We start from the raw sequence: 21,562 nt of genomic DNA on the forward strand, positions 1-21,562 counted from the left end.
CAGGTCTCTTATCCCAAATGCGCGAGGGCGTGACGAAACGCCGGTGGCAGGTTGTCGCCGAACCGCACCCGGCCATCGGCCTGAGTGAAGATGCCCATGTTCGCCAGCCAGGTTTCGAATTCCGGCGCGGGCTTGAGGCCCAGGGTCTGGCGGGCATAGAGGGCGTCGTGGAACGAGGTGGTCTGGTAGTTGAGCATGATGTCGTCGGAGCCGGGGATGCCCATGATGAAGTTGATCCCGGCCACGCCCAGCAGGGTCAGCAGGGTGTCCATGTCGTCCTGGTCGGCTTCGGCGTGGTTGGTGTAGCAGATGTCGCAGCCCATCGGCACGCCGAGCAGCTTGCCGCAGAAGTGGTCTTCGAGGCCGGCGCGGATGATTTGTTTGCCGTTGTAGAGGTATTCCGGACCGATGAAGCCTACAACCGTGTTCACCAGGAACGGGTTGAAATGTCGCGCCACGGCGTAGGCCCGCGTCTCGCAGGTCTGTTGATCGACGCCGTGGTGGGCATTGGCCGACAGCGCGCTGCCTTGGCCGGTTTCGAAATACATCAGGTTGTTGCCCAAGGTGCCGCGATTCAGGCTGAGCCCTGCGTCGTAGCCTTCCTTCAAAATGTTCAGGCTGATGCCGAAACTGGCGTTGGCCGCTTCGGTGCCGGCGATGGACTGGAACACCAGGTCCAGGGGCACGCCCCGGTTCGCCGCTTCGATGGAGGTGGTGACGTGGGTCAGCACGCAACCTTGGGTGGGGATGTCGTAGCGCTGGATGATGGCGTCGAGCATTTCCAGCATGGCGCAGATCGAGGCGGTGCTGTCAGTGGCCGGGTTGATACCGATCATGGCGTCGCCGTTGCCGAAGAGCAGGCCGTCGAGGATGCTCGCGGCGATGCCGGCGGGTTCGTCGGTGGGGTGGTTGGGTTGCAGGCGCGTGGACAATCGCCCGCGCAGGCCGAGGGTGCCGCGAAACTTGGTCACCACGCGGATTTTCTGCGCCACCAGCACCAGGTCTTGCACGCGCATGATTTTCGACACGGCGGCGACCATTTCCGGCGTCAGGCCAGGAGCCAGTGCCCGCAGGCTCTGTTCGTCGGCGGCTTCGCTGAGCAGCCAATCGCGAAAACCGCCGACCGTGAGGTGGCTGACGACGGCAAAAGCTTGTTTGTCGTGAGTGTCGACGATCAAACGGGTGACTTCGTCGGCCTCGTAAGGAATCAGCATTTCTTGCAGGAAATGGCTGAGGGGCAAGTCAGCCAGGGCCATTTGCGCGGCCACGCGCTCGCCATCGTTGAGCGCGGCGATCTCGGCCAGGAAATCCCCGGAACGCGCCGGGCTGGCCTTGGCCATCAGGTCTTTGAGGCTGTCGAAGCGGTAGGTCTGGGCGCCGACCGTGTGTGCAAAACTGGCCATACAGGTTCTCCGTGACGGCGCCGCTGGGCGGCGCCGTGTTTTTCGGCACGTTACGGCTTAGTGCAAGGCTTCTTCGGCTTTTTGAATGGCCGCGAATTCCTCTTCGGGCGTGCCTGCGACCAAGTGATGCCGACTGTAGAAAGCAAAGTAAGCAATTAACACTCCATAGATGATCGCGGCGCCGATCACCACCCGAGGATCGACCAGGAAGCCCGCCACCACGGCGATACACGCCAGCACCAGCGCCACGCCCGAGGTGAAGATGCCGCCCGGCGTGCGGTATGGCCGGTCCATTTTGGGGCGACGGATGCGCAGGGTGATGTGCGCGGCCATCATCAGCACGTAGGAAATGGTCGCGCCGAACACCGCCACCAGAATCAGCAGGTCGCCCTGGCCGGTCAAGGACAGGCCGAAACCGATGATGCCGGGGATGACCAACGCCAGGACCGGCGCTTTGCTTTTATTGGTTTCCGAGAGTTTGCGCGGCAGGTAGCCGGCGCGGGACAGCGCGAATATCTGCCGCGAGTAGGCGTAGATGATCGAGAAGAAACTGGCGATCAAACCGGCCAGGCCGACCAGGTTGACGAAGTTGCCCATCCAGGTCGAGCCGCCGTAGGCCTTGGCCAGGGCTTCCACCAGTGGGTTGCCCGACGCCATCAACGCGTTGGAGCCCGCGCCGCCCGGGCCGATCACCAGAATCAGCAGGGCAAAGGCCACCAGCACCAGCATCGCGCCGATCAGGCCGCGCGGCAGGTCGCGCTTGGGGTTCTTGGTTTCTTCAGCGGCCAGCGGCACGCCTTCCACGGCGAGGAAAAACCAGATCGCATAAGGGATGGCCGCCCAGACGCCGACGTAGCCGAACGGCAGGAACGAACTGGCCCCAGCGGCCTCGGTGACCGGAATGTCCAGCAGGTTGGCGACGTTGAAGTGCGGCACCATCGCCACCAGGAAAACCCCCAGTGCCAGGGCGGCGACGGCGGTGATGATGAACATCAGCTTGAGGGCTTCTCCGACGCCGAAAATGTGGATGGCAATGAAGATGATGTAGAACGCCAGGTAGATCATCCAGCCGCCAATGCCGAACAGCGACTGGCAATAGGCGCCGATGAACACGGCAATCGCCGCCGGGGCAATGGCGTATTCGATCAGGATCGCGGTTCCCGTGAGGAATCCGCCCCAAGGCCCGAATGCGCTGCGGGCAAAACCGTAGCCGCCGCCGGCGGTGGGGATCATCGAAGACAGCTCGGCGAGGGAAAAACACATGCACAGGTACATCGCGGCCATCAGCAGCGTGGCGAGGAACATCCCACCCCAGCCGCCCTGGGCCAGGCCGAAGTTCCAGCCAGCGTAGTCGCCGGAAATGACATAGGCCACGCCCAGGCCCACCAGCAGGACCCAGCCCGCCGCGCCTTTCTTCAGTTCACGTTGTTGGAAATATTCGGAGCCGACTTTTTCGAAATCGACCGAGGACGTTGCCGGTTGCGGGGTTGCATGATCGCTTGGCATAAGGGTTCACCTGTTTTTATTTTTTTTGGCCCTGTGAAGCGGGCTTGCTCATGACGCGTGATTCAGTTGTAGCTGTGCTGGATGTGCCGCCGCCATCGCGAGCAAGCTCGCTCCCACAGTGGATCGGTTCCAACCCTGAAGAAGAGTTATCCACAAATCCCTGTGGGAGCGAGCCTGCTCGCGAAGGCAATCTAAAGGGCGAAGCAGGGTTGCCTGCCTCGCCCTATTTTACTTAGAAGAACCCCAGCGGATTGATGTCGTAGCTCACCAGCAGATTCTTGGTCTGCTGGTAGTGGTCGAGCATCATCTTGTGCGTCTCGCGCCCGACGCCGGACTTCTTGTAGCCACCGAACGCGGCGTGGGCCGGGTACAGGTGGTAGCAGTTGGTCCAGACGCGACCGGCCTTGATCGCCCGGCCCATGCGGTAGGCGCGGTTGATGTCGCGGGTCCAGAGGCCCGCGCCGAGGCCGAACTCGGTGTCGTTGGCGATGGCCAGGGCTTCGGCTTCGTCCTTGAAGGTGGTGATGCTCACCACCGGGCCGAAGATTTCTTCTTGGAAGACGCGCATCTTGTTGGTGCCCTTGAGCAGGGTCGGCTGGATGTAATAACCGCTGGAAAGGTTGCCTTCGAGTTTCTCCACCTGGCCGCCGGTCAACAGTTGCGCGCCTTCGCCCTTGGCGATTTCCAAGTACGAAAGAATCTTGTCGAATTGCTGCTCGGATGCCTGGGCGCCGACCATGGTGTCGGTGTCCAGCGGGTCGCCGCGCTTGATCTGCTCGATTTTCTTCATCACCACTTGCATGAATTCGTCGTAGATCGACTCCTGCACCAAGGCGCGGGATGGGCAGGTGCAGACTTCGCCCTGGTTGAAGAACGCCAACACCAGGCCTTCGGCGGCTTTTTCGATGAAGCTTGGCTCGGCCTGCATGATGTCTTCGAAGAAGATATTCGGCGACTTGCCGCCCAGTTCCACGGTGGACGGGATGATGTTCTCGGCGGCGCATTTCATGATGTGCGAGCCCACCGGGGTGGAACCGGTGAAGGCGATTTTGGCGATGCGCTTGCTGGTGGCGAGGGCTTCACCGGCTTCCTTGCCGAAACCTTGCACCACGTTCAGCACGCCCGGTGGCAGCAGGTCGCCGATCAGTTCCATCAGCACGCAGATGCCCAGCGGGGTTTGCTCGGCCGGCTTGAGTACCACACAGTTGCCGGCGGCCAGAGCCGGGGCGAGTTTCCAGGCGGCCATCAGCAGCGGGAAGTTCCACGGGATGATCTGCCCGACCACGCCCAATGGTTCATGGATGTGATAGGCCACGGTGTTGCCGTCGATCTCGGCGGCGCTGCCTTCCTGGGCTCGCAGGCAACCGGCGAAGTAGCGGAAGTGGTCGGCTGCCAATGGGATGTCGGCGTTGAGTGTTTCACGCACGGCCTTGCCGTTGTCCCAGGATTCGGTGATCGCCAGGGTTTCGAGGTTCGCTTCGATGCGGTCGGCGATTTTCAGCAGGATCAGCGAACGGGCCTGGACCGACGTAGCGCCCCAGGCATCAGCGGCGGCGTGAGCGGCATCCAGGGCTTTGTCGATGTCTTCGGCCGTGGAGCGCGGGAATTCGGCAATGGGCTGGCCATTGACCGGCGAAGTGTTGGTGAAGTACTGACCTTTGACAGGCGCGACGAACTCGCCGCCGATGTAGTTACCGTATTTGGCCTTGAACGAAACGATAGCGCCTTCAGTACCGGGGTGAGCGTAACGCATGATGAGTTCTCCTTGGCTTTTGTGCTTATTAGGGAGCCGCGCAAATTCGCGCTGGTACTTAAGCCTAGAGCAAAGGTTGGGCCATTGCCTTGCAGGGCCCGGAAATCAAGACTTTGGGAGGAATTCGTCAGACAAACGGAGGGGCTGTGTCACGGTTGCGATACGCAGGGTGTGACAGTTTGTGCCATGGCTGAGACAGTCTGTGACCGGCAGGTCGCGCCAGCATTGCAAAGGTCGGTGGGCTGGAGGATGCTGGCTTCGACGGCGAGGCCATGGGCGGACCGCTTATGTGGCGAGGGAGCTTGCTCCCGCTGGATCGCGAAGCGGTCCCCCAAAGCCAACTCGGTCAACCTGATGCACCGCGTGCTCAGGTTTTGGGGCCGCTGCGCAGCCCAGCGGGAGCAAGCTCCCTCGCCACGGGGCAATGTGTCTGCAGGTCCAAAAAGGTCCTTCGGGGAGAACAATAAGAAATGCACAGCAACCATTTGAGTCGCCATGCCCAGCAAGTCTTGACGGTCACCCAGGGCAAGGCCCATTTGCAGGGGCCTGGCAGCGATCCGTCGATTGCCCGTTCCTGGCTGCGCTGCCTTGAGGACTATCACCTCGACCCGGCGCAGAACCTGGCGCCGACGGTGCTTGAACATGGCCGCGTGCTGGAAAGCCGCGAGCGTTTGCAGCAAGTGCTGCATATCGCCGGCACGGAAATGACCAGCCTGCATCAGCAACTCTCCGGCGCCGGCCACGCTGTGCTGCTCACCGACGCTCGGGGCGTGATCCTCAACTGCGTCACTGCCCCCAGCGAGCGAAAAATTTTCGAGCGGGCCGGCCTTTGGCTGGGCGCCGACTGGAGCGAAGCCTGCGAAGGCACCAACGGCATCGGCACCTGCCTGGTGGAACGCCAAGCCCTGACCATCCACCAGGAAGAACATTTTCGCGGCCGTCACACCGGCTTGACCTGCTCGGCGAGCCCGGTGTTCGACCCTCATGGCGAACTGCTGGCGGTGCTCGATGTGTCCTCGGCCCGGCCAGACGTGTCGCGCCAGAGCCAGTTCCACACGATGGCCCTGGTCAATCTCTCGGCGAAGATGATCGAGAGCTGTTATTTCCTGCGTTGCTTCGACAATCAATGGTTGCTGCGCTTCCACTTGCAGGCCGAGTCCGTGGGGCTGTTCAGCGAAGGGCTGATGGCGTTCGACGGCGAAGGGCGGATCTGCGCGGTGAACCAGAGCGCGCTGAACTTGCTCGGGCACATTCGTGGCGGCTTGCTTGGTCAGCGGGTCGAAGACTTTTTTGATTGTTCCCTGGATGAGCTGATGGGCCGGGCCAGTGCCCAGGCCAGCGCCAGTTGGCCGTTGCGCACCCGTGACGGCCGACATCTGTTTGCCGTGTTGCGCGGCCAGCCGCGTAGCGTCCCGGCCCCGGTCGCGCCGGCCCTCAAAGTCATCGAGTCGGCACGTCTGCCGGGGATCTGCCTGGGGGATGCGGCGTTGCAGGAACATTTTCGCAAGGCACTGCGGGTCTACGAACGCGATGTGCCGCTGCTGATCCACGGCGAGACCGGCTCCGGCAAGGAGGCGTTTGCCAAGGCTGTGCACCATGCCAGCCAGCGCGCCGAGAAAAACATCGTCGCCCTCAACTGCGCCGCGATTCCAGAAAGCCTGATCGAAAGCGAGCTGTTCGGTTATCGCGGCGGCAGCTTCACCGGCGCGAGAAAAGAGGGCATGCGCGGCAAGTTGCAACAGGCCGACGGCGGCACGCTGTTTCTCGATGAAATCGGCGACATGCCGCTGGCCTTGCAGACTCGCTTGCTGCGGGTGCTGGAAGATCGCCTCGTGGTGCCCATTGGCGGCGAACCCGAGGCGGTGAACGTACGCATCATCAGCGCCACTCACCGGCAATTGCTCGACCGGGTGCGCGATGGCAGTTTTCGCGAGGATCTGTATTACCGCCTCAATGGCTTGGAAATCCCGTTGCCGGCGTTGCGTGAGCGCAGTGACAAATCTCAGCTGCTGGATTTCCTGTTGGCTGAAGAGAGCGGCGCCGAGACGGTGTTTATCGACGAGCCGGCGCGCCAGGCGTTGCTGGGCTTCGATTGGCCGGGCAACGTCCGGCAGCTGCGCAATGTGCTGCGTACCCTCGCTGCGTTATGCGACGGCGGGCGGATTGGTTTGGAAGACTTGCCGGCGATGATCCGCCAATGCCCGGTGGAGCAGGTAGAAGCCCCGACAGAACACCCGCTGGAAGATGCCGAGCGGCTGGCGTTGCTCGATGCGCTAGAGCGCCAGCGCTGGCATATGACCCACACAGCTGAACAGCTGGGGATCAGCCGCAATACCCTCTACCGCAAACTGCGCAAGCACGCGATTGCCCGATAACCGCGTCGCGGCCCTTCGCGAGCAGGCTCGCTCCCACGGTGGATCTCGGTGAAGGCTAAACACAAGGTGCGATTTTCCCCTCCCTACGCTAACCTGCGGCCATGTTTACGAGGTCGACTATGCACATCCATATTCTCGGTATTTGCGGCACTTTCATGGGTTCGATGGCGGTTTTGGCGAAGGAATTAGGCCATCACGTGACGGGTTCCGACGCCAACGTCTATCCGCCCATGAGCACTCAGCTGGAAGCCCAGGGCATCGAGTTGACCCAGGGCTATGACCCGGCACAGCTGGACCCGGCGCCGGACCTGGTGGTCATCGGCAATGCCATGTCCCGTGGCAACCCGGCGGTGGAGTACGTGCTCAACAAAGGCCTGCCGTACGTGTCCGGGCCGCAATGGCTGGCCGACCATGTGCTGCAGGGTCGTTGGGTCCTGGCCGTGGCCGGCACCCACGGCAAGACCACCACCAGCAGCATGCTCGCCTGGGTGCTGGAGCACGCGGGCATGAGCCCGGGCTTCTTGATAGGTGGCGTGCCGCAGAATTTCTCGGTGTCGGCGCGCCTGGGTGGCACGCCGTTCTTCGTGATCGAGGCCGATGAGTACGACAGCGCATTTTTCGACAAGCGCTCGAAGTTCGTCCACTACCGTCCACGCACGGCGATCCTTAATAACCTCGAGTTCGATCATGCGGACATCTTCCCCGATTTGCCGGCCATTGAGCGGCAATTCCACCACTTAGTGCGCACCATCCCCAGCGAAGGCCTGGTGATCCACCCGACTACCGAGCCGGCGTTGCAGCGCGTCATTGAAATGGGCTGCTGGACGCCGGTGCAAACCACCGGTGCGGGCGGTCAGTGGCAGGTCAAGCTGCTCAAGGATGACGGCTCTGAGTTTGAAGTGATGTTCGAAGGCCAGCCCCAAGGCGTGGTCGAGTGGGACATGACCGGCCAGCACAACGTCGCCAATGCCCTGGCGACCCTGGCGGCGGCCCGGCATGTCGGCGTGGTGCCGTCCATGGGCATCGCCGCGTTGAGCGCGTTCAAAAGCGTGAAACGGCGGATGGAAAAGGTTGCCGAAGTCCGCGGCATCACCATTTACGACGACTTCGCCCACCACCCGACGGCTATTGCCACCACCCTCGATGGCTTGCGCAAGCGCATCGGTGATGCGCCGTTGATCGCTATCATCGAGCCGCGCTCCAATTCCATGAAGCTCGGTGCCCACCGCGACGGCTTGCCGGAAAGCGTGGTCGATGCCGACCAGGTGATCTGGTATGCGCCGGCCAACCTGGGTTGGGATCTGGCCGCCACCGCCGCGCTGTGTACGGTGCCGTCGATTGTCAGCGATTCCTTGGAAGGCATCATCGAACGCGTCAAAAGCCAGGCCCAGCCCGGTACCCACGTGGTGATCATGAGCAATGGCGGCTTCGGCGGCCTGCACGGCAAACTGGCCGAGGCGCTGAAATGAACACTCGCTTGCAGGGCAATGGCCCGGAACGCATCACGCTGGCGATGACTGGTGCGTCCGGCGCCCAGTACGGCTTGCGCTTGCTCGATTGCCTGGTGCGCGAAGACCGCGAAGTGCATTTCCTCATCTCCAAGGCCGCGCAACTGGTGATGGCCACCGAGACCGACGTGACCTTGCCACCCAAGACCCAGATGATGCAGGCCTTCCTCACCGAGTACACCGGAGCGGCGGCGGGGCAGATTCGTGTGTATGGCAAGGAAGACTGGATGTCGCCGGTGGCCTCCGGCTCCGGCGCGCCAGCGGCGATGGTGGTGGTGCCGTGTTCCACCGGGACGCTGTCGGCGATTGCCACCGGTGCCTGCAACAACCTGATCGAACGGGCGGCGGACGTCACGCTCAAGGAGCGTCGCCAGTTGATCCTGGTGCCCCGGGAAGCGCCGTATTCGAGCATTCACCTGGAGCACATGCTCAAGCTGTCGAACATGGGCGTGACCATTTTGCCGGCCTCGCCGGGTTTCTATCATCAGCCACAGACCATCGATGACCTGATCGATTTCGTGGTCGCCCGGATCCTCAACCTGATGAACATTCCCCAAGACATGCTGCCACGTTGGGGCGAGCATCATTTGAGCAGCGATGAATAAGCTGCTGGCGGTGTTGCTGGCGTTGCAACTGACCGGTTGCGCCACCGCCCGCACCCTCGACGCCGCCAAGCCGGGTGCGCCGGTGGTGTACGCCGGGACGCGCCTGGATCTTTATGCGCTGAACGGCGGTTGCTGCGCCAAGGACCGCTTTGGCGCTGAGGCGCCGAGCTATCCGGGCCTCGATCTGCCTGGGAGCGCGTTGCTCGATACTTTGTTGTTGCCGTTGTCGTTGTTTACGGCGTTGGGTGTGGGGTTCCAGGCGACTGGGGGGTTGTAGCAAGCAATTGCCTCACAACCTGTGGCGAGGGCGCTTGCTCCCGCTGGGCTGCGGAGAAGCCCCCAGCTTTTTCCCCTGAGATCCAAGGCGACTGCTGCGCAGTCGAGCGGGAGCAAGCTCCCTCGCCACTATGCATCCACGCAGGCGCTACAGAATCATTTCCCAAGCCTGCGCAACTCATCCGACTCCACCACCCGCACCCCATCCTGCTCTTCCAGCGCCAGACGCCACATGGCCCGGGCCAGTTGGCAGGCTTCGATACCGTGGTACTTGCCGGGAATCAGCTTGGACAACGGCCCGGCCAGTTGCTCGGCCAGGCGCGGTTCAACCCGCTCGCCGAGCAGCAGGGAAGGGCGGCAGATGGTCAGTTGCGGCCAATCCTGGGCCTTGAGGGCCGCCTCCATTTCGCCTTTGACCCGGTTGTAGAAGATCGACGACTTCGCGTCGGCATTCAACGCACTGATCACGATGAGATGCCGCGCGCCCAGCTCCCGGGCGCGTTTGGCGAAGGCCACCACCAGGTCCAGGTCCACGGCGCGAAACGCCTGTTCGGAGCCGGCTTTCTTGATGGTGGTGCCGAGGCAGCAGAAGGCGATGTCGACCGGGCCTTCGAGCCGTTGCAGCAACTCGGCCGGTTCCCCAACCGGATTTTCCAAGTGCGGATGCTCGGCCAGTGGCCGGCGGGAAGGCGCCAGTACCCGGGTGATGGTCGGCTCATTGAGCAGCCGATCCAACAGATGTTCCCCGGTCAATCCGGTCGCGCCGGCGAGCAAAACATGCTGAGGCGTCAAGTACATAGTGTCTCCCCCTTGATACGGTTCAGCTTAGTTGCTCTTTTTGCCCTCGTCGTTCAATGCAGCACTTCGCAATGCTTTTCGCGCTTGTTGCTTGCGCAGCAATTGCCAGTGGGACAGCACCGTCCTCGGCGCCCAGATCTGCGGTTCCGAGGCTTCGAAATTGTCCGCCTGCTCGCGTTCGGCAACGATGCCCTTGGCGCGCTTGAACGCTTGCTCCAGGTCGTCGGTCTGGTTCAGCGCCTGGGCGAACAGGGCGTCGCCGAAATAAGTGAAGTTGGCCTCCTCGGAGCAGCCGAATGACACCCGGTCGGCCCGGGACGCGGTCATGATCAACGTGCGTTCATCCTTGAGCGCCGGAATGAACCCACCGGAATAACAGGCCGAGATCACCACGATCTTGTCGCGATGCTTGAGCGGCGCCAGGACAACGGCCAATTCGTCGGCGGGCAGGTCGGCCAGTTCCATGCGAGGTTGGTCGAGCACCAGTTCGTGCTCGCTGGTGCCGTGGCTGGTCAGGTAGATGAATATCAGGTCTTCCGGGCCGCTGCGCTCGGCCAAAGTGACGGCGGCGCGGCGCAGGCTTTCGCGGCTGGCCATGGGCCGGTCGCTGAGGTGATCGCGGTGGTTCACCAGGCGGATCTGGCCGGTCGCGCCGAAACGGCTGGCAAGCATATTGGCAACGTAGTCGGACTCACGCAGGAACACGCTCTGCTTGCCGTCGCCGCCCAGGGTCAGGCTGTACAGTTCCACCTCAGGCGTCGACGCGGGGATATCGGCCAGCGCTTCGTCGAGCAGGCGGCCTTGGGCCAGGATGCCGCGTTCGAGCACGTCCGGCAGCAGCTTGCCGTCGGCGTCGCGTATCCGCAGGCCGTTGGCCCAGGTGCCGCTTTGCACCGTGCCGTCGGTCAGTACCAAGGTGCCGCGCCCGTGGTAGCTGTCGCTTTCGAACTGGCCCACGTAGAAGCTGCCGTCGGGTAGGTTGAGGCGGCCCTCGCCAGTGAAGCGCCATTCGTTGAACTGGCCGAGATAATGACTGCCGTCCGCGCCAATCAGTTCGCCTTTGCCGGTCAGCGCGCCGTCCTTGAACTGGCCGATCCAGACATCGCCGTCGGCATTTTCATAACGCCCCCGACCGTTGAGTTGGTTGTTGCGGAAACCGCCGATGTAAACGTCGCCTTCGGCACTGTTGAACGTGCCCTTGCCCTGGAGCTGGCCGTCGACGAAATGCCCGGTGAACTGGTTGCCGCTGGCATCGAAGCGCTGGCCTTCGCCGTTGGGCTTGCCGTTGGCGAACGGGCCTTGATACTGGCTGCCATCGTCGAGTTCGAGACGCCCGAGGCCGGAGTAACGGTCGGCCTTGAATTCGCCCCGGTAGGTCATGCCGTTTTCCTTGAGCGTCCCTTCGCCGTCCCGCCGGCCTTGCTTGAAGCCGCCGGTGTAGCTGCTGGTCGGTGTGGTCAGGCTGCCCTGGCCATGGAACAGGCCTTGCTCGAATTGGCCGCGATAGACCTCGCCATTGCTGCCATGCCACTCCCCGGTGCCGTGCCACTGGCCCTTGTCGAACTGGCCGGCGTACCAGCTGCCGTTGGGGTAATCGATGCGTCCCTGGCCTTGCAACAGGCCGTCCACCAGGTCGCCGCGATAACGCCCGCCATCGGGCAGGCGTGCATCGGGAGGCAGCAGCGATTCGCCATCGCCGCAGGCTGTGAGCAGGAGGGCCAGGGTCAGGGGTACAAGTGCGCGCATAACGGGATCCAGGTAATCAGGCGACGAGTATGCCGCAGCTATGCGCGTTGACGCGATGCGAAACTGCATGAGCGGTTTCGCGACCGCGAGGGTCTACACGAAGCAGAGCGACAGTGGCTCGGCGATGTAGGCCGGTTTTTCCGAACCTTCGATTTCCAGCGTGGCGGTGGCCTTGAGCAGCCATTGGCCAGGTTTTTTCTCGGTCACGTCCACCAGATCGACCTTGAGCCGGACCTTGGAGTCGACCTTCACCGGCTGGATGAAGCGCACGCTGTCGAGCCCGTAGTTGACGACCATCTTCACACCCTCGGGCAGGATCAGGATGTCTTCCATCAATTTGGGCATCAGCGACAGCGACAGGAAACCGTGGGCGATGGTGCTGCCGAACGGGGTCTGCGCGGCCTTGACCGGGTCGACATGGATGAACTGGAAGTCGCCGGTGGCTTCGGCGAACAGGTTGATGCGGTCCTGGTCGATGGTCAGCCAGTCGGAACATCCCAGTTCCTTGCCGACATAATCCTTGAGCGCTGTAACGGGAACGTAGGGCATTGAGACTCTCCTTGGTTCATCTGTCCTGCTTTTATGGAACGGAGGTCTGCGCCCCCGAGAACCACTGTAGATCAACATGGCCGACCGGGAAGGTCATCGACCATGCTTTTTACGAATGCCGAACCATAGCGTGGGCGTGCTTATAATGCCGGCGCATTCTTTGAACACGTGTTGCGGGGGAAAGAGCGGATGTTGCTACGGGGCCTGACCTGGCTGGTGCTGTTCCAATTGCTGGGCACTGCCATCAACCATTTGTTCCTGCCGATCCTGCCGGGGCCGATCGTTGGCCTGCTGCTGATGCTGGGCTACCTGATCACTCGCGGCGAAGTCAGCGAGCCGTTGAACCTGGCCGCCAGCAGCCTGTTGCGCTACCTGCCGTTGCTGCTGGTGCCGCCGGCGGTTGGGGTGATGGTATATGCCCGGGCGATCGCCGCCGATTTCTGGGCGATTGTCGGTGCGCTGATGTTGTCGTTGGTCCTTTCGGTGGCGTTGACGGGCGTGATGATGCAGCGCCTGGCCCGGCGCCACAGTGTCGAGCCGGAGGACGCCCCATGATGTTCGATTGGCAAGGCGCCTGGACCTCGGTCATCCATCACCCGCTGTTCGGCATCGGCATTACCCTGGGCGCCTATCAATTGGTGCTGGCGGCGTTCGAGAAGACTCGCTGGGTGTTTCTTCAGCCGGTATTGATGTCGATGCTGGTGTTGATCGCCGTGCTGGTGGGCTGCGGCATCAGTTACGCCGAGTATCGCAAGAGCACCGAGATCCTGAGCATTCTGCTGGGGCCGGCAACCGTGGCCCTGGCGGTGCCGTTGTACTTGAACCTGCGGCGAATCCGCCAATTGTTCTGGCCGATTTTTACTACGCTGGTGGTAGGCGGGGTGTTCGCCACCGGTTCCGCGGTGGTGCTGGGCTGGGCGTTTGGCGCCGAGCACATGATCCTCATGACGATGGCACCCAAGTCGGTGACGTCGCCGATCGCCATGCTGGTGGCCGAGCAGATTGGCGGCGTGGCGGCCATGGCGGCGGTATTCGTGCTGATCACCGGTGTGCTGGGGGCGATCCTGGGGCCGAGTATTTTGACCCGATTGGGTGTCCACAGCCCTGAAGCGCGGGGCATGGCCCTGGGCCTGACCGCCCACGCGGTGGGCACCTCGGTGGCGTTGCAGGAAAGCGAGGAGACCGGCGCCTTCGCGGCCCTGGCGATGAGTTTGATGGGCGTGGCCACGGCGGTGCTGCTGCCGCTGGTGGTGTCGATGACTGTTTAAGGAATGGGTTATGAGCTTGCCGCTGTTCCCGTTGAACACTGTGTTGTTCCCCGGTTGCACTCTTGATCTGCAAATCTTCGAGGCGCGTTACCTCGACATGATCGGGCGCTGCATGAAAAAAGGCGAAGGTTTTGGCGTGGTGTGCATCCTCGATGGCGAGGAAGTCGGCATTGCGCCCGATGGCTACGCGCGGGTCGGGTGTGAAGCGCTGATCACCGATTTTTCCCAGCAGGAAAACGGTTTGCTGGGGATCCGCGTGCAAGGCGCACGGCGTTTCCTGGTGCACAGCACCAGCGTCCAGGCGGATCAGCTCACCGTGGCGCAGGTCGAGTGGCTGGAGGACGAGCCGGAACAACCGTTGCAAGATGAAGATGCCGACCTGGTGGCGCTGCTCAAGGCCCTCGCCGAACACCCGATGGTCGAGGCGCTGAACATGGGCACCGAAGCCAAGGGCCAACAGTCCCTCGCCAATCAGCTGGCCTATCTGCTGCCGTTCAATGAACTGGACAAGATCGACCTCCTGCAACTTGACGACCCGCAACAGCGGCTGGATGCGATCCAAGCGCTGTTGGATGAATTACAGGGCGAACTGTTTGCCTGACATCAATAGGCATACCGCAACATCGCATGCGGCAGGTGCCGCAGGGCGAAGAAGCTGAAGGCCGCCAACAGCGCCGGCAGGACCAGCCACCAGACTCTTGGCGACATGGCGCGCAGCGGTTCCTGGCGCTGGGTCAGCCACAGGACGGCGGCGCAGACGGTGGCGGCGAGCATGGCGCCGGCAACGATGTCGCTCGGCCAATGCGCCCCGAGATACACCCGCGACAGGGCGATGGCCAGGGCCGGCAATGCGCCTAGCAGCAGCCAGGTCAAGCGCAGGCGCGGCGGCTGTCCCCGGCCGGCCAGCACGGCGAGGGTCAGGAACAGCGCGAATGCGCCAGAAGCATGGCCGCTGGGCATGCTGTAGCTGGTCAACGGTTCGCTCAGGATCTCAGGGCGCACGCGGGCGAAAAACAGTTTGGAGCCGGTGTTGGCCAGGGCCGTGAGCAGCATCGTGCCCCCGGCAAAGATTGCCTGGCGCCATTGGCGTCCCAATAACAACAGTCCGGTAACCAGGGCGCTGAAGATCAGCATGTAGCGGAATTCGCCGATCAGCGTGAAGGTCACGGCGATTTCATCCAGCGTTGCGCTGCGATGTTCCTGGACCAGGGCAATCAGGCCCTGGTCGAAAGCCGTCAGGTAGCGAAAACCAGTGAACAGGCCGATCAGGATGGCCAGGCCAACACCCGCGATGATTGCCGAGGCATGACGGTGACGACGCAGGCTGCTGTTGACGCTCAGGCCGAGCATCACCGCGATGCTGCCGATGACGACGGCGGCTTGTGGCCAGAAGCCTTCGGGCAGTGGCAGGCGGAACGCCGCTCCGGTGGCCCAGCCGGGAAGCAGGTAGGCAACGGTCCAGCCTGCCGCCGCCACCACGCTGACGACCGCGAAGCGTGGGAACGGCATGTCGCACATCCCGGCCACCATCGGCAGCATCGGCCTCAGCGGGCCGATGAAACGCCCCACCAACAGGCTGGCGATACCGTAGCGCTGGAAATAGCTTTCCGCTGCGCTCATCCATTCCGGATGTTGTCGCAGCCCCGGCAGGCGCCGGATGTTCTGGTGGAAATGCCGTCCGAGAAAGTACGAAACCAGATCCCCCAGCAATCCGCCGAGAAGGCCCAGCAGTAAGGTTTCGCCCAGGGACAACGCCCCACTGCCGGCCAGCACCGCGATGGCGAACAACAACACCGTGCCCGGCACAATCAACCCGGCAATGGCCAGGCATTCAACGCAAGCGACGACAAACACCGCCACCGCCAGCCATTGTGGGTTGACGGTCAGCCAGCCGGTAATGCTATCGAGCCATTGGCCCATAAAGACAACTCCATTGAATATTGATGGGCATGCACGGCGTTGTGTTCAGGACAGCAAAACATAATCCCGGCCCTCGACCTGTCCGCGCCGCAGCGGGTTGCGGGTACACCATTGCGCGTAGGCGGCATCGACGAAGCGGTAGGGCAGGTGTTCGTCTCGTCCCAGTGGAATGCCCAGGCGAGTGGTCTGGATCACATTCACCGTCGGCACGCCCACATCTTCCACCAGCAGCCGTTCAGGGTCGAAGCGTTTGGCGTCCCAGTCCGGCACTTTCAGGCCCAGGGCCTTGCACAGCAAGGTCTGGCCGGCACACAGCTTTTGTGGCGCGCGTGGTCGGCCTTGGGCGTCGGGGTTGTTGAGGAGCATCCGCGCCAGGCTGTCCGGGCCGCTGATGGCATCCACCCAGGGATACGCAGACTTGATCAACACCGCATTACCCGGGCCTTGCGCACTGAAATTCAGAGAATCGCCGCCCCGGGCGTAATACATATAGATGTGGCCGCCATCGAGAAACAACGCCCTGCGCTTTTCCGTGTAGCCCAGGGAGGCGTGGCTGCCTTTCTCGGCGAAGTAATAGGCTTCGGTCTCGATGATCCGCGCACTGAGCCACAGGCTGCCGACCTTGTGCCGAATGACCTTGCCCAGCAGGTCCCGGGCGAGCACCTGGGCGTCGCGATCAAAAAAAGCGTGTGGCAAAGCGATGGGTACGGAAGGCGATTCGGTCATGTCGATGGACGAAGTAAGGCCAAAAGTAGCGCGATGATAACAATGGAAAGCTTAATTACCGCTGAACATTCACGGAAACATTCGCGTTCGATGGCTGTTTTGCGCCTCCGCCGGTCACCGCTGTGAGTCCATGCTGTTAGTCGAGGGTTACGACAGCTATAATCTGCCGCTTTCCTCTTTGCCAAGACCACACAGACCATGACTGAGTCCGTTCTTGACTACATGACCCGCCTGGGTCGCGCCGCCCGCGAAGCGTCGCGCGTCATCGGCCGTGCCAGCACCGCGCAGAAAAACCGCGCCTTGCAGGCCGCCGCCAACGCGCTGGACGCGTCTCGCGCCGAGTTGTCCGCCGCCAATGAGCTGGACCTGGCCGCTGGCCGGGCCAATGGTCTGGAGCCGGCCATGCTCGAACGCCTGGCGCTGACACCGGCGCGCATCGACGGCATGATCGTCGGTCTGCGCCAGGTCGCGGCACTGCCGGACCCGGTCGGGGCGATCCGCGACATGAGCTATCGGCCATCGGGTATCCAGGTCGGCAAGATGCGCGTGCCCCTGGGCGTGGTCGGGATCATCTACGAGTCGCGGCCGAACGTGACCATCGACGCCGCGAGCCTGTGCCTGAAGTCCGGTAACGCGACCATCCTACGTGGCGGTTCCGAGGCGATCCATTCCAACCGCGCCATTGCCGCCTGCATCCAGCGTGGCCTGGCCGAAGCCAACCTGCCGGCCGCCGTCGTGCAAGTGGTGGAAACCACCGATCGCGCCGCGGTCGGGGCGCTGATCACCATGCCCGGGTTTGTGGACGTCATCGTGCCCCGCGGCGGCAAGGGCCTGATCGAGCGCGTCAGTCGCGACGCCCGCGTGCCGGTGATCAAGCACCTGGACGGCATCTGCCATGTCTACGTCAGCGCCCACGCCGAATTGCCGAAGGCCCAGCGCATTGCCTTCAACGCCAAGACTTATCGTTATGGCATCTGCGGTGCGATGGAAACCCTGCTGGTGGACCAGGCCGTAGCCAAGGATTTCCTGCCGTCGATGGCTGCCCAGTTCCGCGAAAAAGGCGTCGAGCTGCGTGGTTGCGAGCGCACGCGGGCAATCATCGAGGCCATTGCGGCCACGGAAGAAGACTGGGATACCGAATACTTGGCGCCGATCCTGTCGATCCGCGTGGTCGATGGGCTCGACCAGGCGATCGAGCATATCAACCGTCATGGCTCCCATCACACCGACGCCATCGTCAGCGAACTCCAGGGCGAAACCCGGAGTTTCGTGGCGCAAGTGGACTCTGCTTCGGTGATGATCAACACCCCGACCTGCTTCGCCGATGGCTTTGAATACGGATTGGGTGCCGAGATCGGCATTTCTACTGATAAGCTGCACGCCCGCGGTCCGGTGGGCCTCGAAGGCCTGACCTGCGAGAAGTACATCGTGGTCGGTGACGGCCAGTTGCGCGGACAGGAGCCGGCCTGACTTGGGCGACCTCGACCCACTGGCCTCTATGACGATGCCCGTTGTGACGGCGATCGCGCCAAAGCGCATTGGTATCCTGGGTGGCACATTCGACCCGGTGCACATCGGCCATCTGCGCGGTGCGCTGGAAGTCGCCGACGGGCTGGCCCTCGATGAGTTGCGCCTGACGCCCAGCGCCCGGCCGCCTCATCGGGACACGCCGCAGGTGTCGGCCCGGGATCGCCTGGCGATGGTCGAGTGCGCGGTGGCCGGCGTGGCGCCGTTGGTGGTGGATGCCCGCGAATTGCAGCGGGACAAACCGTCCTACACCATTGATACCCTGGAGCTGATGCGTGCCGAACTGGCCACCGATGCCCAGGTTTTTCTGCTTCTGGGCTGGGACGCTTTTTGCGGCCTGCCCACTTGGCATCGCTGGGAAGAGTTGCTCCAGCATTGCCACATCCTGGTGCTGCAACGCCCGGATGCCGACAGCGAACCGCCGGATGCCTTGCGCAACCTGCTGGCGGCGCGCTCGGTGAGCGACCCGCTGGCCCTCAAGGGGCCGAGCGGACAGATTGCATTCGTCTGGCAGACGCCGCTCGCGGTATCCGCCACCCAGATCCGTCAACTGCTGGCCAGCGGTAAGTCGGTACGTTTCCTGGTGCCCGACGCGGTCCTGGCCTACATCGATGCGCACGGGCTGTACCGTGCGTCGAACTGAACAAGGCGTGCTCCGCCGACACGAATCCACGTGTACCGAGCACCCGAACACATGAGCAAAACGAGTTTTCTATGACTGACAAAGACCTGAACAAAGTTAAGCGCAAGGGCACCTTCAAGAGCGCCCCGCTGCCGGTAGAAGCACACGCCGGCGTGGCGCTGACCGGCGAAGAGCTGGTCAAGGTGGCCGTGGCGGCCCTGGAAGACGTCAAGGCCCAGGACATCCAGGTGATCGACGTTCGCGAGAAGCAGAGCATCACCGACTACATGATCATCGCCACCGGTACCTCCAATCGCCAGATCAATGCGATGCTGGAAAAAGTTCGCGAAGAAGTCAAAAAGCAAGGCGCCAAGCCGTTGGGCGAAGAAGGCAAGGGCGAAAGCGACTGGGTGCTGCTGGACATGGACGATGTCATCGTTCACATGATGACCGCGTCGGCGCGCCAGTTCTACGACCTGGAACGCCTGTGGGCAGGCGCCGAGCAGAGCCGTTCGGCCAGTGCCGCGCACCACAGCCCGGAAAACTCCCATGAGCACTTCACCAAGCTCAACAAAGACCAGCAATAAGGGATCGCTGTGCGACTGCGCCTGATCGCCGTCGGTTCTCGCATGCCCAAGTGGGTGGAAGAAGGCTGGCATGAATATGCCAAGCGTCTTCCGTCCGAGCTGGCCCTGGAACTGGTGGAAATTCCGCTCAATACCCGTGGCAAGAACGCTGACGTGGCGCGTTTCATCCGCCAGGAAGGCGAAGCCATGCTGGCCAAGGTCGGGCCGAACGAGCGGATCGTCACGCTCGAAGTCCACGGCAAGCCCTGGAGCACCGAGCAACTGGCGGTGGAGCTCGATCGCTGGCGATTGGATTCGCGCACGGTCAATTTCATGGTCGGTGGCCCGGAAGGGCTGGCGCCTGAAGTCTGTGCGCGGGCCGATCAGCGCTGGTCGTTGTCGCCCCTGACGTTGCCGCACCCACTGGTGCGGATCCTGATCGGTGAACAGTTGTACCGTGCCTGGACAGTCTTGTCCGGGCACCCTTATCACAAGTAATCCTGCCCTCATGCCTCAGCCGATCCGCATCAAGGACCACGAAAAAGACGCCCGTCTGGTGCGGGGCCGCGTCGTGTTCGGGGCTATCGCCGTGGTCACGCTGATCGGCGTGCTGATCGCGCGGCTGTATTTCCTCCAGGTCATCCAGTACGAGTATCACTCGACCCTCTCGGAGAGCAACCGCGTCCACGTACAGCCGATTCCGCCGACCCGAGGGCTGATTTTCGACCGCAATGGCGTGGTGGTGGCCGATAACCGGCCCAGCTTCAGCCTGAGCATGACCCGCGAGCGCTCTGGCGACTGGCAAAAAGTCCTCGACGTGATCGTCGAGGTACTGCAGTTGACACCTGAGGACCGGGCGATTTTCGAGAAGCGCATGCGCCAGGGCCGGCGCCCCTTCGAGCCGGTGCCGATCATGTTCGAGCTGACCGAAGAGCAGATCGCGCTGATCGCGGTGAACCAGTTCCGCCTGCCCGGCGTCGAGGTGGTGGCGCAGTTGGTGCGGCATTATCCGCAAGGGCCGCACTTTGCCCACTCGGTCGGCTACATGGGACGGATCAACGAGAAAGAGCTCAAGACCCTCGATCCGGTCAACTACAGCGGCACCCACCATATCGGCAAGACCGGTATCGAGCGTTTCTACGAGGCCGAGCTGCACGGCCAGGTGGGATACGAGGAAGTCGAGACCAACGCCCGAGGCCGGGTGTTGCGGGTGCTCAAGCGCACCGACCCGATTCCTGGCAAGGACATCGTCCTGAGCCTGGACATCAAGTTGCAGGAAGCCGCCGAAGCGGCGCTGGGCGGACGGCGTGGCGCCGTGGTCGCGTTGGACCCCAGCACCGGCGAAGTCCTGGCGATGGTCAGCCAGCCAAGCTTCGACCCGAACCTGTTCGTCACCGGCATCAGCTTCAAGGCCTACGCCGAGCTGCGCGATTCCATCGACCGGCCGCTGTTCAACCGCGTGCTGCGCGGCCTGTATCCGCCGGGGTCGACCATCAAGCCGGCCGTGGCGATCGCCGGGCTGGATGCCGGCGTGGTCACTGCATCGAGCCGGGTCTATGACCCCGGTTATTACCAACTGCCGAACTACGACCACAAGTACCGCAACTGGAACCGCACCGGTGACGGCTACGTGGACCTGGAAACGGCGATCATGCGCTCCAACGATACCTACTTCTATGACCTGGCCCACAAGCTGGGGATCGATCGGTTGTCGTCCTACATGAACAAGTTCGGTCTCGGCCAGAAAGTCTCCCTGGACATGTTCGAAGAATCGCCGGGCCTGATGCCGTCTCGGGAGTGGAAGCGCGCGACCCGCCGACAGGCCTGGTTCCCGGGCGAAACCTTGATCCTGGGGATCGGCCAGGGCTACATGCAGGCCACGCCGTTGCAACTGGCCCAGGCCACGGCTCTGGTGGCGAGCAAGGGCAAGTGGTATCGCCCGCACCTGGCCAAGACCATCGAGGGCCAGAAGCCCGTGGATCCGGACCCGGTGCCGGACATCATCCTGCGCAATCCATCGGACTGGCAGAAGGTCAACATCGGCATGCAACAGGTAATGCACGGTGCCCGGGGCACGGCGCGCAAGGCTTCCATCGGTGCGCAATACCGGATCGCCGGCAAGAGCGGGACCGCCCAGGTCGTGGCCATCAAGCAGGGTGAGAAGTACGACCGCTCCAAGGTCCAGGAGCGCCACCGCGACCACGCCTTGTTCGTCGGTTTCGCGCCGGCCGATAACCCGAAGATCGTCGTCTCGGTAATGGTCGAGAACGGTGAGTCCGGTTCTGGTGTCGCCGCGCCGGTGGTGCGCCAGGTCATGGACGCCTGGCTGCTGGATGAGCACGGCCAGCTCAAGCCCGAATTCGCAAGCCCGATCAGCGCGGAGGCTACGGCCCGTGAAGAATAATTTCGACCGC

20 protein-coding genes are annotated in these 21,562 nt (G+C 62.9%); 12 read left to right on the plus strand and 8 right to left on the minus strand.

Going from position 1 to position 21,562, the window contains the following annotated elements:
* Window positions 1-8 precede the first annotated feature (8 nt).
* The 3 genes from J3P92_RS03700 to exaC all read right to left on the minus strand — a co-directional run bounded on the left by J3P92_RS03700 (window position 9) and on the right by exaC (window position 4,662).
* A complete protein-coding gene (locus J3P92_RS03700; RefSeq protein ID WP_434609367.1) occupies window positions 9-1,403 on the minus strand; it encodes an ethanolamine ammonia-lyase subunit EutB in 1,395 nt (464 codons plus the stop codon).
* A gap of 57 nt (window positions 1,404-1,460) precedes the next feature.
* Window positions 1,461-2,909, minus strand: coding sequence for an ethanolamine permease (gene eat / locus J3P92_RS03705; RefSeq protein ID WP_434609370.1), 1,449 nt, complete (start codon window positions 2,907-2,909; stop codon window positions 1,461-1,463).
* Window positions 2,910-3,141: 232 nt separating this feature from the next.
* Entirely contained in the window at window positions 3,142-4,662 is a 1,521-nt protein-coding gene (exaC, locus tag J3P92_RS03710; protein ID WP_434562114.1) for an acetaldehyde dehydrogenase ExaC, read from the minus strand.
* A gap of 470 nt (window positions 4,663-5,132) precedes the next feature.
* On the opposite strand from exaC, the gene J3P92_RS03715 reads away from it, so the two are divergent.
* From J3P92_RS03715 to J3P92_RS03730, 4 genes are all read left to right on the plus strand, one after another.
* Window positions 5,133-7,037, plus strand: a complete 1,905-nt coding sequence (locus tag J3P92_RS03715) for a sigma-54-dependent Fis family transcriptional regulator (protein ID WP_434649927.1) — start codon at window positions 5,133-5,135, stop codon at window positions 7,035-7,037.
* 119 nt (window positions 7,038-7,156) lie between these two features.
* Window positions 7,157-8,506 (plus strand): UDP-N-acetylmuramate:L-alanyl-gamma-D-glutamyl-meso-diaminopimelate ligase, encoded by a 1,350-nt coding sequence (gene mpl, locus J3P92_RS03720; protein WP_434562118.1) that lies wholly within the window; start codon window positions 7,157-7,159, stop codon window positions 8,504-8,506.
* Complete coding sequence (ubiX, locus tag J3P92_RS03725; protein WP_420767346.1) at window positions 8,503-9,150, plus strand: flavin prenyltransferase UbiX; 648 nt, start codon at window positions 8,503-8,505, stop codon at window positions 9,148-9,150. Before mpl ends, ubiX begins: the two co-directional genes overlap by 4 nt.
* Entirely contained in the window at window positions 9,143-9,427 is a 285-nt protein-coding gene (locus J3P92_RS03730; RefSeq protein ID WP_045157038.1) for a YceK/YidQ family lipoprotein, read from the plus strand. Before ubiX ends, J3P92_RS03730 begins: the two co-directional genes overlap by 8 nt.
* A 155-nt stretch (window positions 9,428-9,582) precedes the next feature.
* Here the strand turns inward: J3P92_RS03730 and J3P92_RS03735 are convergent, their stop codons facing one another.
* From J3P92_RS03735 to J3P92_RS03745, 3 genes are all read right to left on the minus strand, one after another.
* Window positions 9,583-10,224 (minus strand): oxidoreductase, encoded by a 642-nt coding sequence (locus J3P92_RS03735; RefSeq protein WP_420767345.1) that lies wholly within the window; start codon window positions 10,222-10,224, stop codon window positions 9,583-9,585.
* Between the two features lie 27 nt (window positions 10,225-10,251).
* Window positions 10,252-11,970, minus strand: coding sequence for a C13 family peptidase (locus tag J3P92_RS03740; protein ID WP_420767344.1), 1,719 nt, complete (start codon window positions 11,968-11,970; stop codon window positions 10,252-10,254).
* A gap of 93 nt (window positions 11,971-12,063) precedes the next feature.
* The gene (locus J3P92_RS03745; protein WP_039594307.1) at window positions 12,064-12,519 is read right to left on the minus strand and encodes a MaoC family dehydratase; all 456 of its coding nucleotides are present in this window, start codon (window positions 12,517-12,519) and stop codon (window positions 12,064-12,066) included.
* Between the two features lie 189 nt (window positions 12,520-12,708).
* On the opposite strand from J3P92_RS03745, the gene J3P92_RS03750 reads away from it, so the two are divergent.
* Genes J3P92_RS03750 through J3P92_RS03760 form a run of 3 tightly spaced genes read left to right on the plus strand, consistent with a single transcriptional unit; the run spans window position 12,709 to window position 14,388 of the window.
* Complete coding sequence (locus J3P92_RS03750) at window positions 12,709-13,074, plus strand: CidA/LrgA family protein (protein ID WP_434609378.1); 366 nt, start codon at window positions 12,709-12,711, stop codon at window positions 13,072-13,074.
* Window positions 13,071-13,787, plus strand: a complete 717-nt coding sequence (locus J3P92_RS03755) for an LrgB family protein (RefSeq protein ID WP_420767341.1) — start codon at window positions 13,071-13,073, stop codon at window positions 13,785-13,787. Before J3P92_RS03750 ends, J3P92_RS03755 begins: the two co-directional genes overlap by 4 nt.
* A 10-nt stretch (window positions 13,788-13,797) precedes the next feature.
* Window positions 13,798-14,388, plus strand: coding sequence for an LON peptidase substrate-binding domain-containing protein (locus J3P92_RS03760; protein ID WP_420767340.1), 591 nt, complete (start codon window positions 13,798-13,800; stop codon window positions 14,386-14,388).
* 2 nt (window positions 14,389-14,390) lie between these two features.
* Here J3P92_RS03760 and J3P92_RS03765 read toward each other — a convergent pair whose 3' ends face one another.
* Window positions 14,391-15,707 (minus strand): bifunctional DedA family/phosphatase PAP2 family protein, encoded by a 1,317-nt coding sequence (locus J3P92_RS03765; RefSeq protein ID WP_434649929.1) that lies wholly within the window; start codon window positions 15,705-15,707, stop codon window positions 14,391-14,393.
* Between the two features lie 45 nt (window positions 15,708-15,752).
* Window positions 15,753-16,433, minus strand: coding sequence for a DNA-3-methyladenine glycosylase (locus J3P92_RS03770; protein WP_420767338.1), 681 nt, complete (start codon window positions 16,431-16,433; stop codon window positions 15,753-15,755).
* A 198-nt stretch (window positions 16,434-16,631) separates the two neighbouring features.
* Between J3P92_RS03770 and J3P92_RS03775 the strand changes: the two genes are divergently transcribed.
* The 5 genes from J3P92_RS03775 (at window position 16,632) to mrdA (ending at window position 21,552) form a co-directional block, all read left to right on the plus strand.
* Complete coding sequence (locus J3P92_RS03775) at window positions 16,632-17,903, plus strand: glutamate-5-semialdehyde dehydrogenase (RefSeq protein WP_434649931.1); 1,272 nt, start codon at window positions 16,632-16,634, stop codon at window positions 17,901-17,903.
* A 28-nt stretch (window positions 17,904-17,931) separates the two neighbouring features.
* A complete protein-coding gene (nadD, locus tag J3P92_RS03780) occupies window positions 17,932-18,603 on the plus strand; it encodes a nicotinate-nucleotide adenylyltransferase (RefSeq protein WP_434649933.1) in 672 nt (223 codons plus the stop codon).
* 71 nt (window positions 18,604-18,674) lie between these two features.
* On the plus strand, window positions 18,675-19,169 hold the full coding sequence (gene rsfS / locus J3P92_RS03785; RefSeq protein WP_420767336.1) for a ribosome silencing factor: 495 nt from the start codon (window positions 18,675-18,677) through the stop codon (window positions 19,167-19,169).
* Window positions 19,170-19,178: 9 nt separating this feature from the next.
* On the plus strand, window positions 19,179-19,646 hold the full coding sequence (gene rlmH / locus J3P92_RS03790) for a 23S rRNA (pseudouridine(1915)-N(3))-methyltransferase RlmH (RefSeq protein ID WP_003185785.1): 468 nt from the start codon (window positions 19,179-19,181) through the stop codon (window positions 19,644-19,646).
* Between the two features lie 10 nt (window positions 19,647-19,656).
* Window positions 19,657-21,552: a penicillin-binding protein 2 gene (gene mrdA / locus J3P92_RS03795; RefSeq protein WP_420767335.1), complete on the plus strand. Its 1,896-nt coding sequence runs from the start codon at window positions 19,657-19,659 to the stop codon at window positions 21,550-21,552.
* Window positions 21,553-21,562: the final 10 nt, after the last annotated feature.

Source organism: Pseudomonas sp. D3-27 (assembly GCF_051132165.1).
Taxonomy (GTDB): Bacteria; Pseudomonadota; Gammaproteobacteria; order Pseudomonadales; family Pseudomonadaceae; genus Aquipseudomonas.

Coding starts and splice junctions, on each gene's coding strand:
- J3P92_RS03730 (WP_045157038.1), top strand. CDS start 9,143: ATGAATAAGCTGCTGGCGGTGTTGCTGGCGTTGCAACTGACCGGTTGC.
- J3P92_RS03740 (WP_420767344.1), bottom strand. CDS start 11,970: ATGCGCGCACTTGTACCCCTGACCCTGGCCCTCCTGCTCACAGCCTGC.
- mpl (WP_434562118.1), top strand. CDS start 7,157: ATGCACATCCATATTCTCGGTATTTGCGGCACTTTCATGGGTTCGATG.
- nadD (WP_434649933.1), top strand. CDS start 17,932: ATGACGATGCCCGTTGTGACGGCGATCGCGCCAAAGCGCATTGGTATC.
- J3P92_RS03770 (WP_420767338.1), bottom strand. CDS start 16,433: ATGACCGAATCGCCTTCCGTACCCATCGCTTTGCCACACGCTTTTTTT.
- J3P92_RS03715 (WP_434649927.1), top strand. CDS start 5,133: ATGCACAGCAACCATTTGAGTCGCCATGCCCAGCAAGTCTTGACGGTC.
- J3P92_RS03755 (WP_420767341.1), top strand. CDS start 13,071: ATGATGTTCGATTGGCAAGGCGCCTGGACCTCGGTCATCCATCACCCG.
- J3P92_RS03735 (WP_420767345.1), bottom strand. CDS start 10,224: ATGTACTTGACGCCTCAGCATGTTTTGCTCGCCGGCGCGACCGGATTG.
- J3P92_RS03765 (WP_434649929.1), bottom strand. CDS start 15,707: ATGGGCCAATGGCTCGATAGCATTACCGGCTGGCTGACCGTCAACCCA.
- J3P92_RS03760 (WP_420767340.1), top strand. CDS start 13,798: ATGAGCTTGCCGCTGTTCCCGTTGAACACTGTGTTGTTCCCCGGTTGC.
- ubiX (WP_420767346.1), top strand. CDS start 8,503: ATGAACACTCGCTTGCAGGGCAATGGCCCGGAACGCATCACGCTGGCG.
- J3P92_RS03750 (WP_434609378.1), top strand. CDS start 12,709: ATGTTGCTACGGGGCCTGACCTGGCTGGTGCTGTTCCAATTGCTGGGC.
- eat (WP_434609370.1), bottom strand. CDS start 2,909: ATGCCAAGCGATCATGCAACCCCGCAACCGGCAACGTCCTCGGTCGAT.
- J3P92_RS03775 (WP_434649931.1), top strand. CDS start 16,632: ATGACTGAGTCCGTTCTTGACTACATGACCCGCCTGGGTCGCGCCGCC.
- J3P92_RS03700 (WP_434609367.1), bottom strand. CDS start 1,403: ATGGCCAGTTTTGCACACACGGTCGGCGCCCAGACCTACCGCTTCGAC.
- J3P92_RS03745 (WP_039594307.1), bottom strand. CDS start 12,519: ATGCCCTACGTTCCCGTTACAGCGCTCAAGGATTATGTCGGCAAGGAA.
- mrdA (WP_420767335.1), top strand. CDS start 19,657: ATGCCTCAGCCGATCCGCATCAAGGACCACGAAAAAGACGCCCGTCTG.
- exaC (WP_434562114.1), bottom strand. CDS start 4,662: ATGCGTTACGCTCACCCCGGTACTGAAGGCGCTATCGTTTCGTTCAAG.
- rsfS (WP_420767336.1), top strand. CDS start 18,675: ATGACTGACAAAGACCTGAACAAAGTTAAGCGCAAGGGCACCTTCAAG.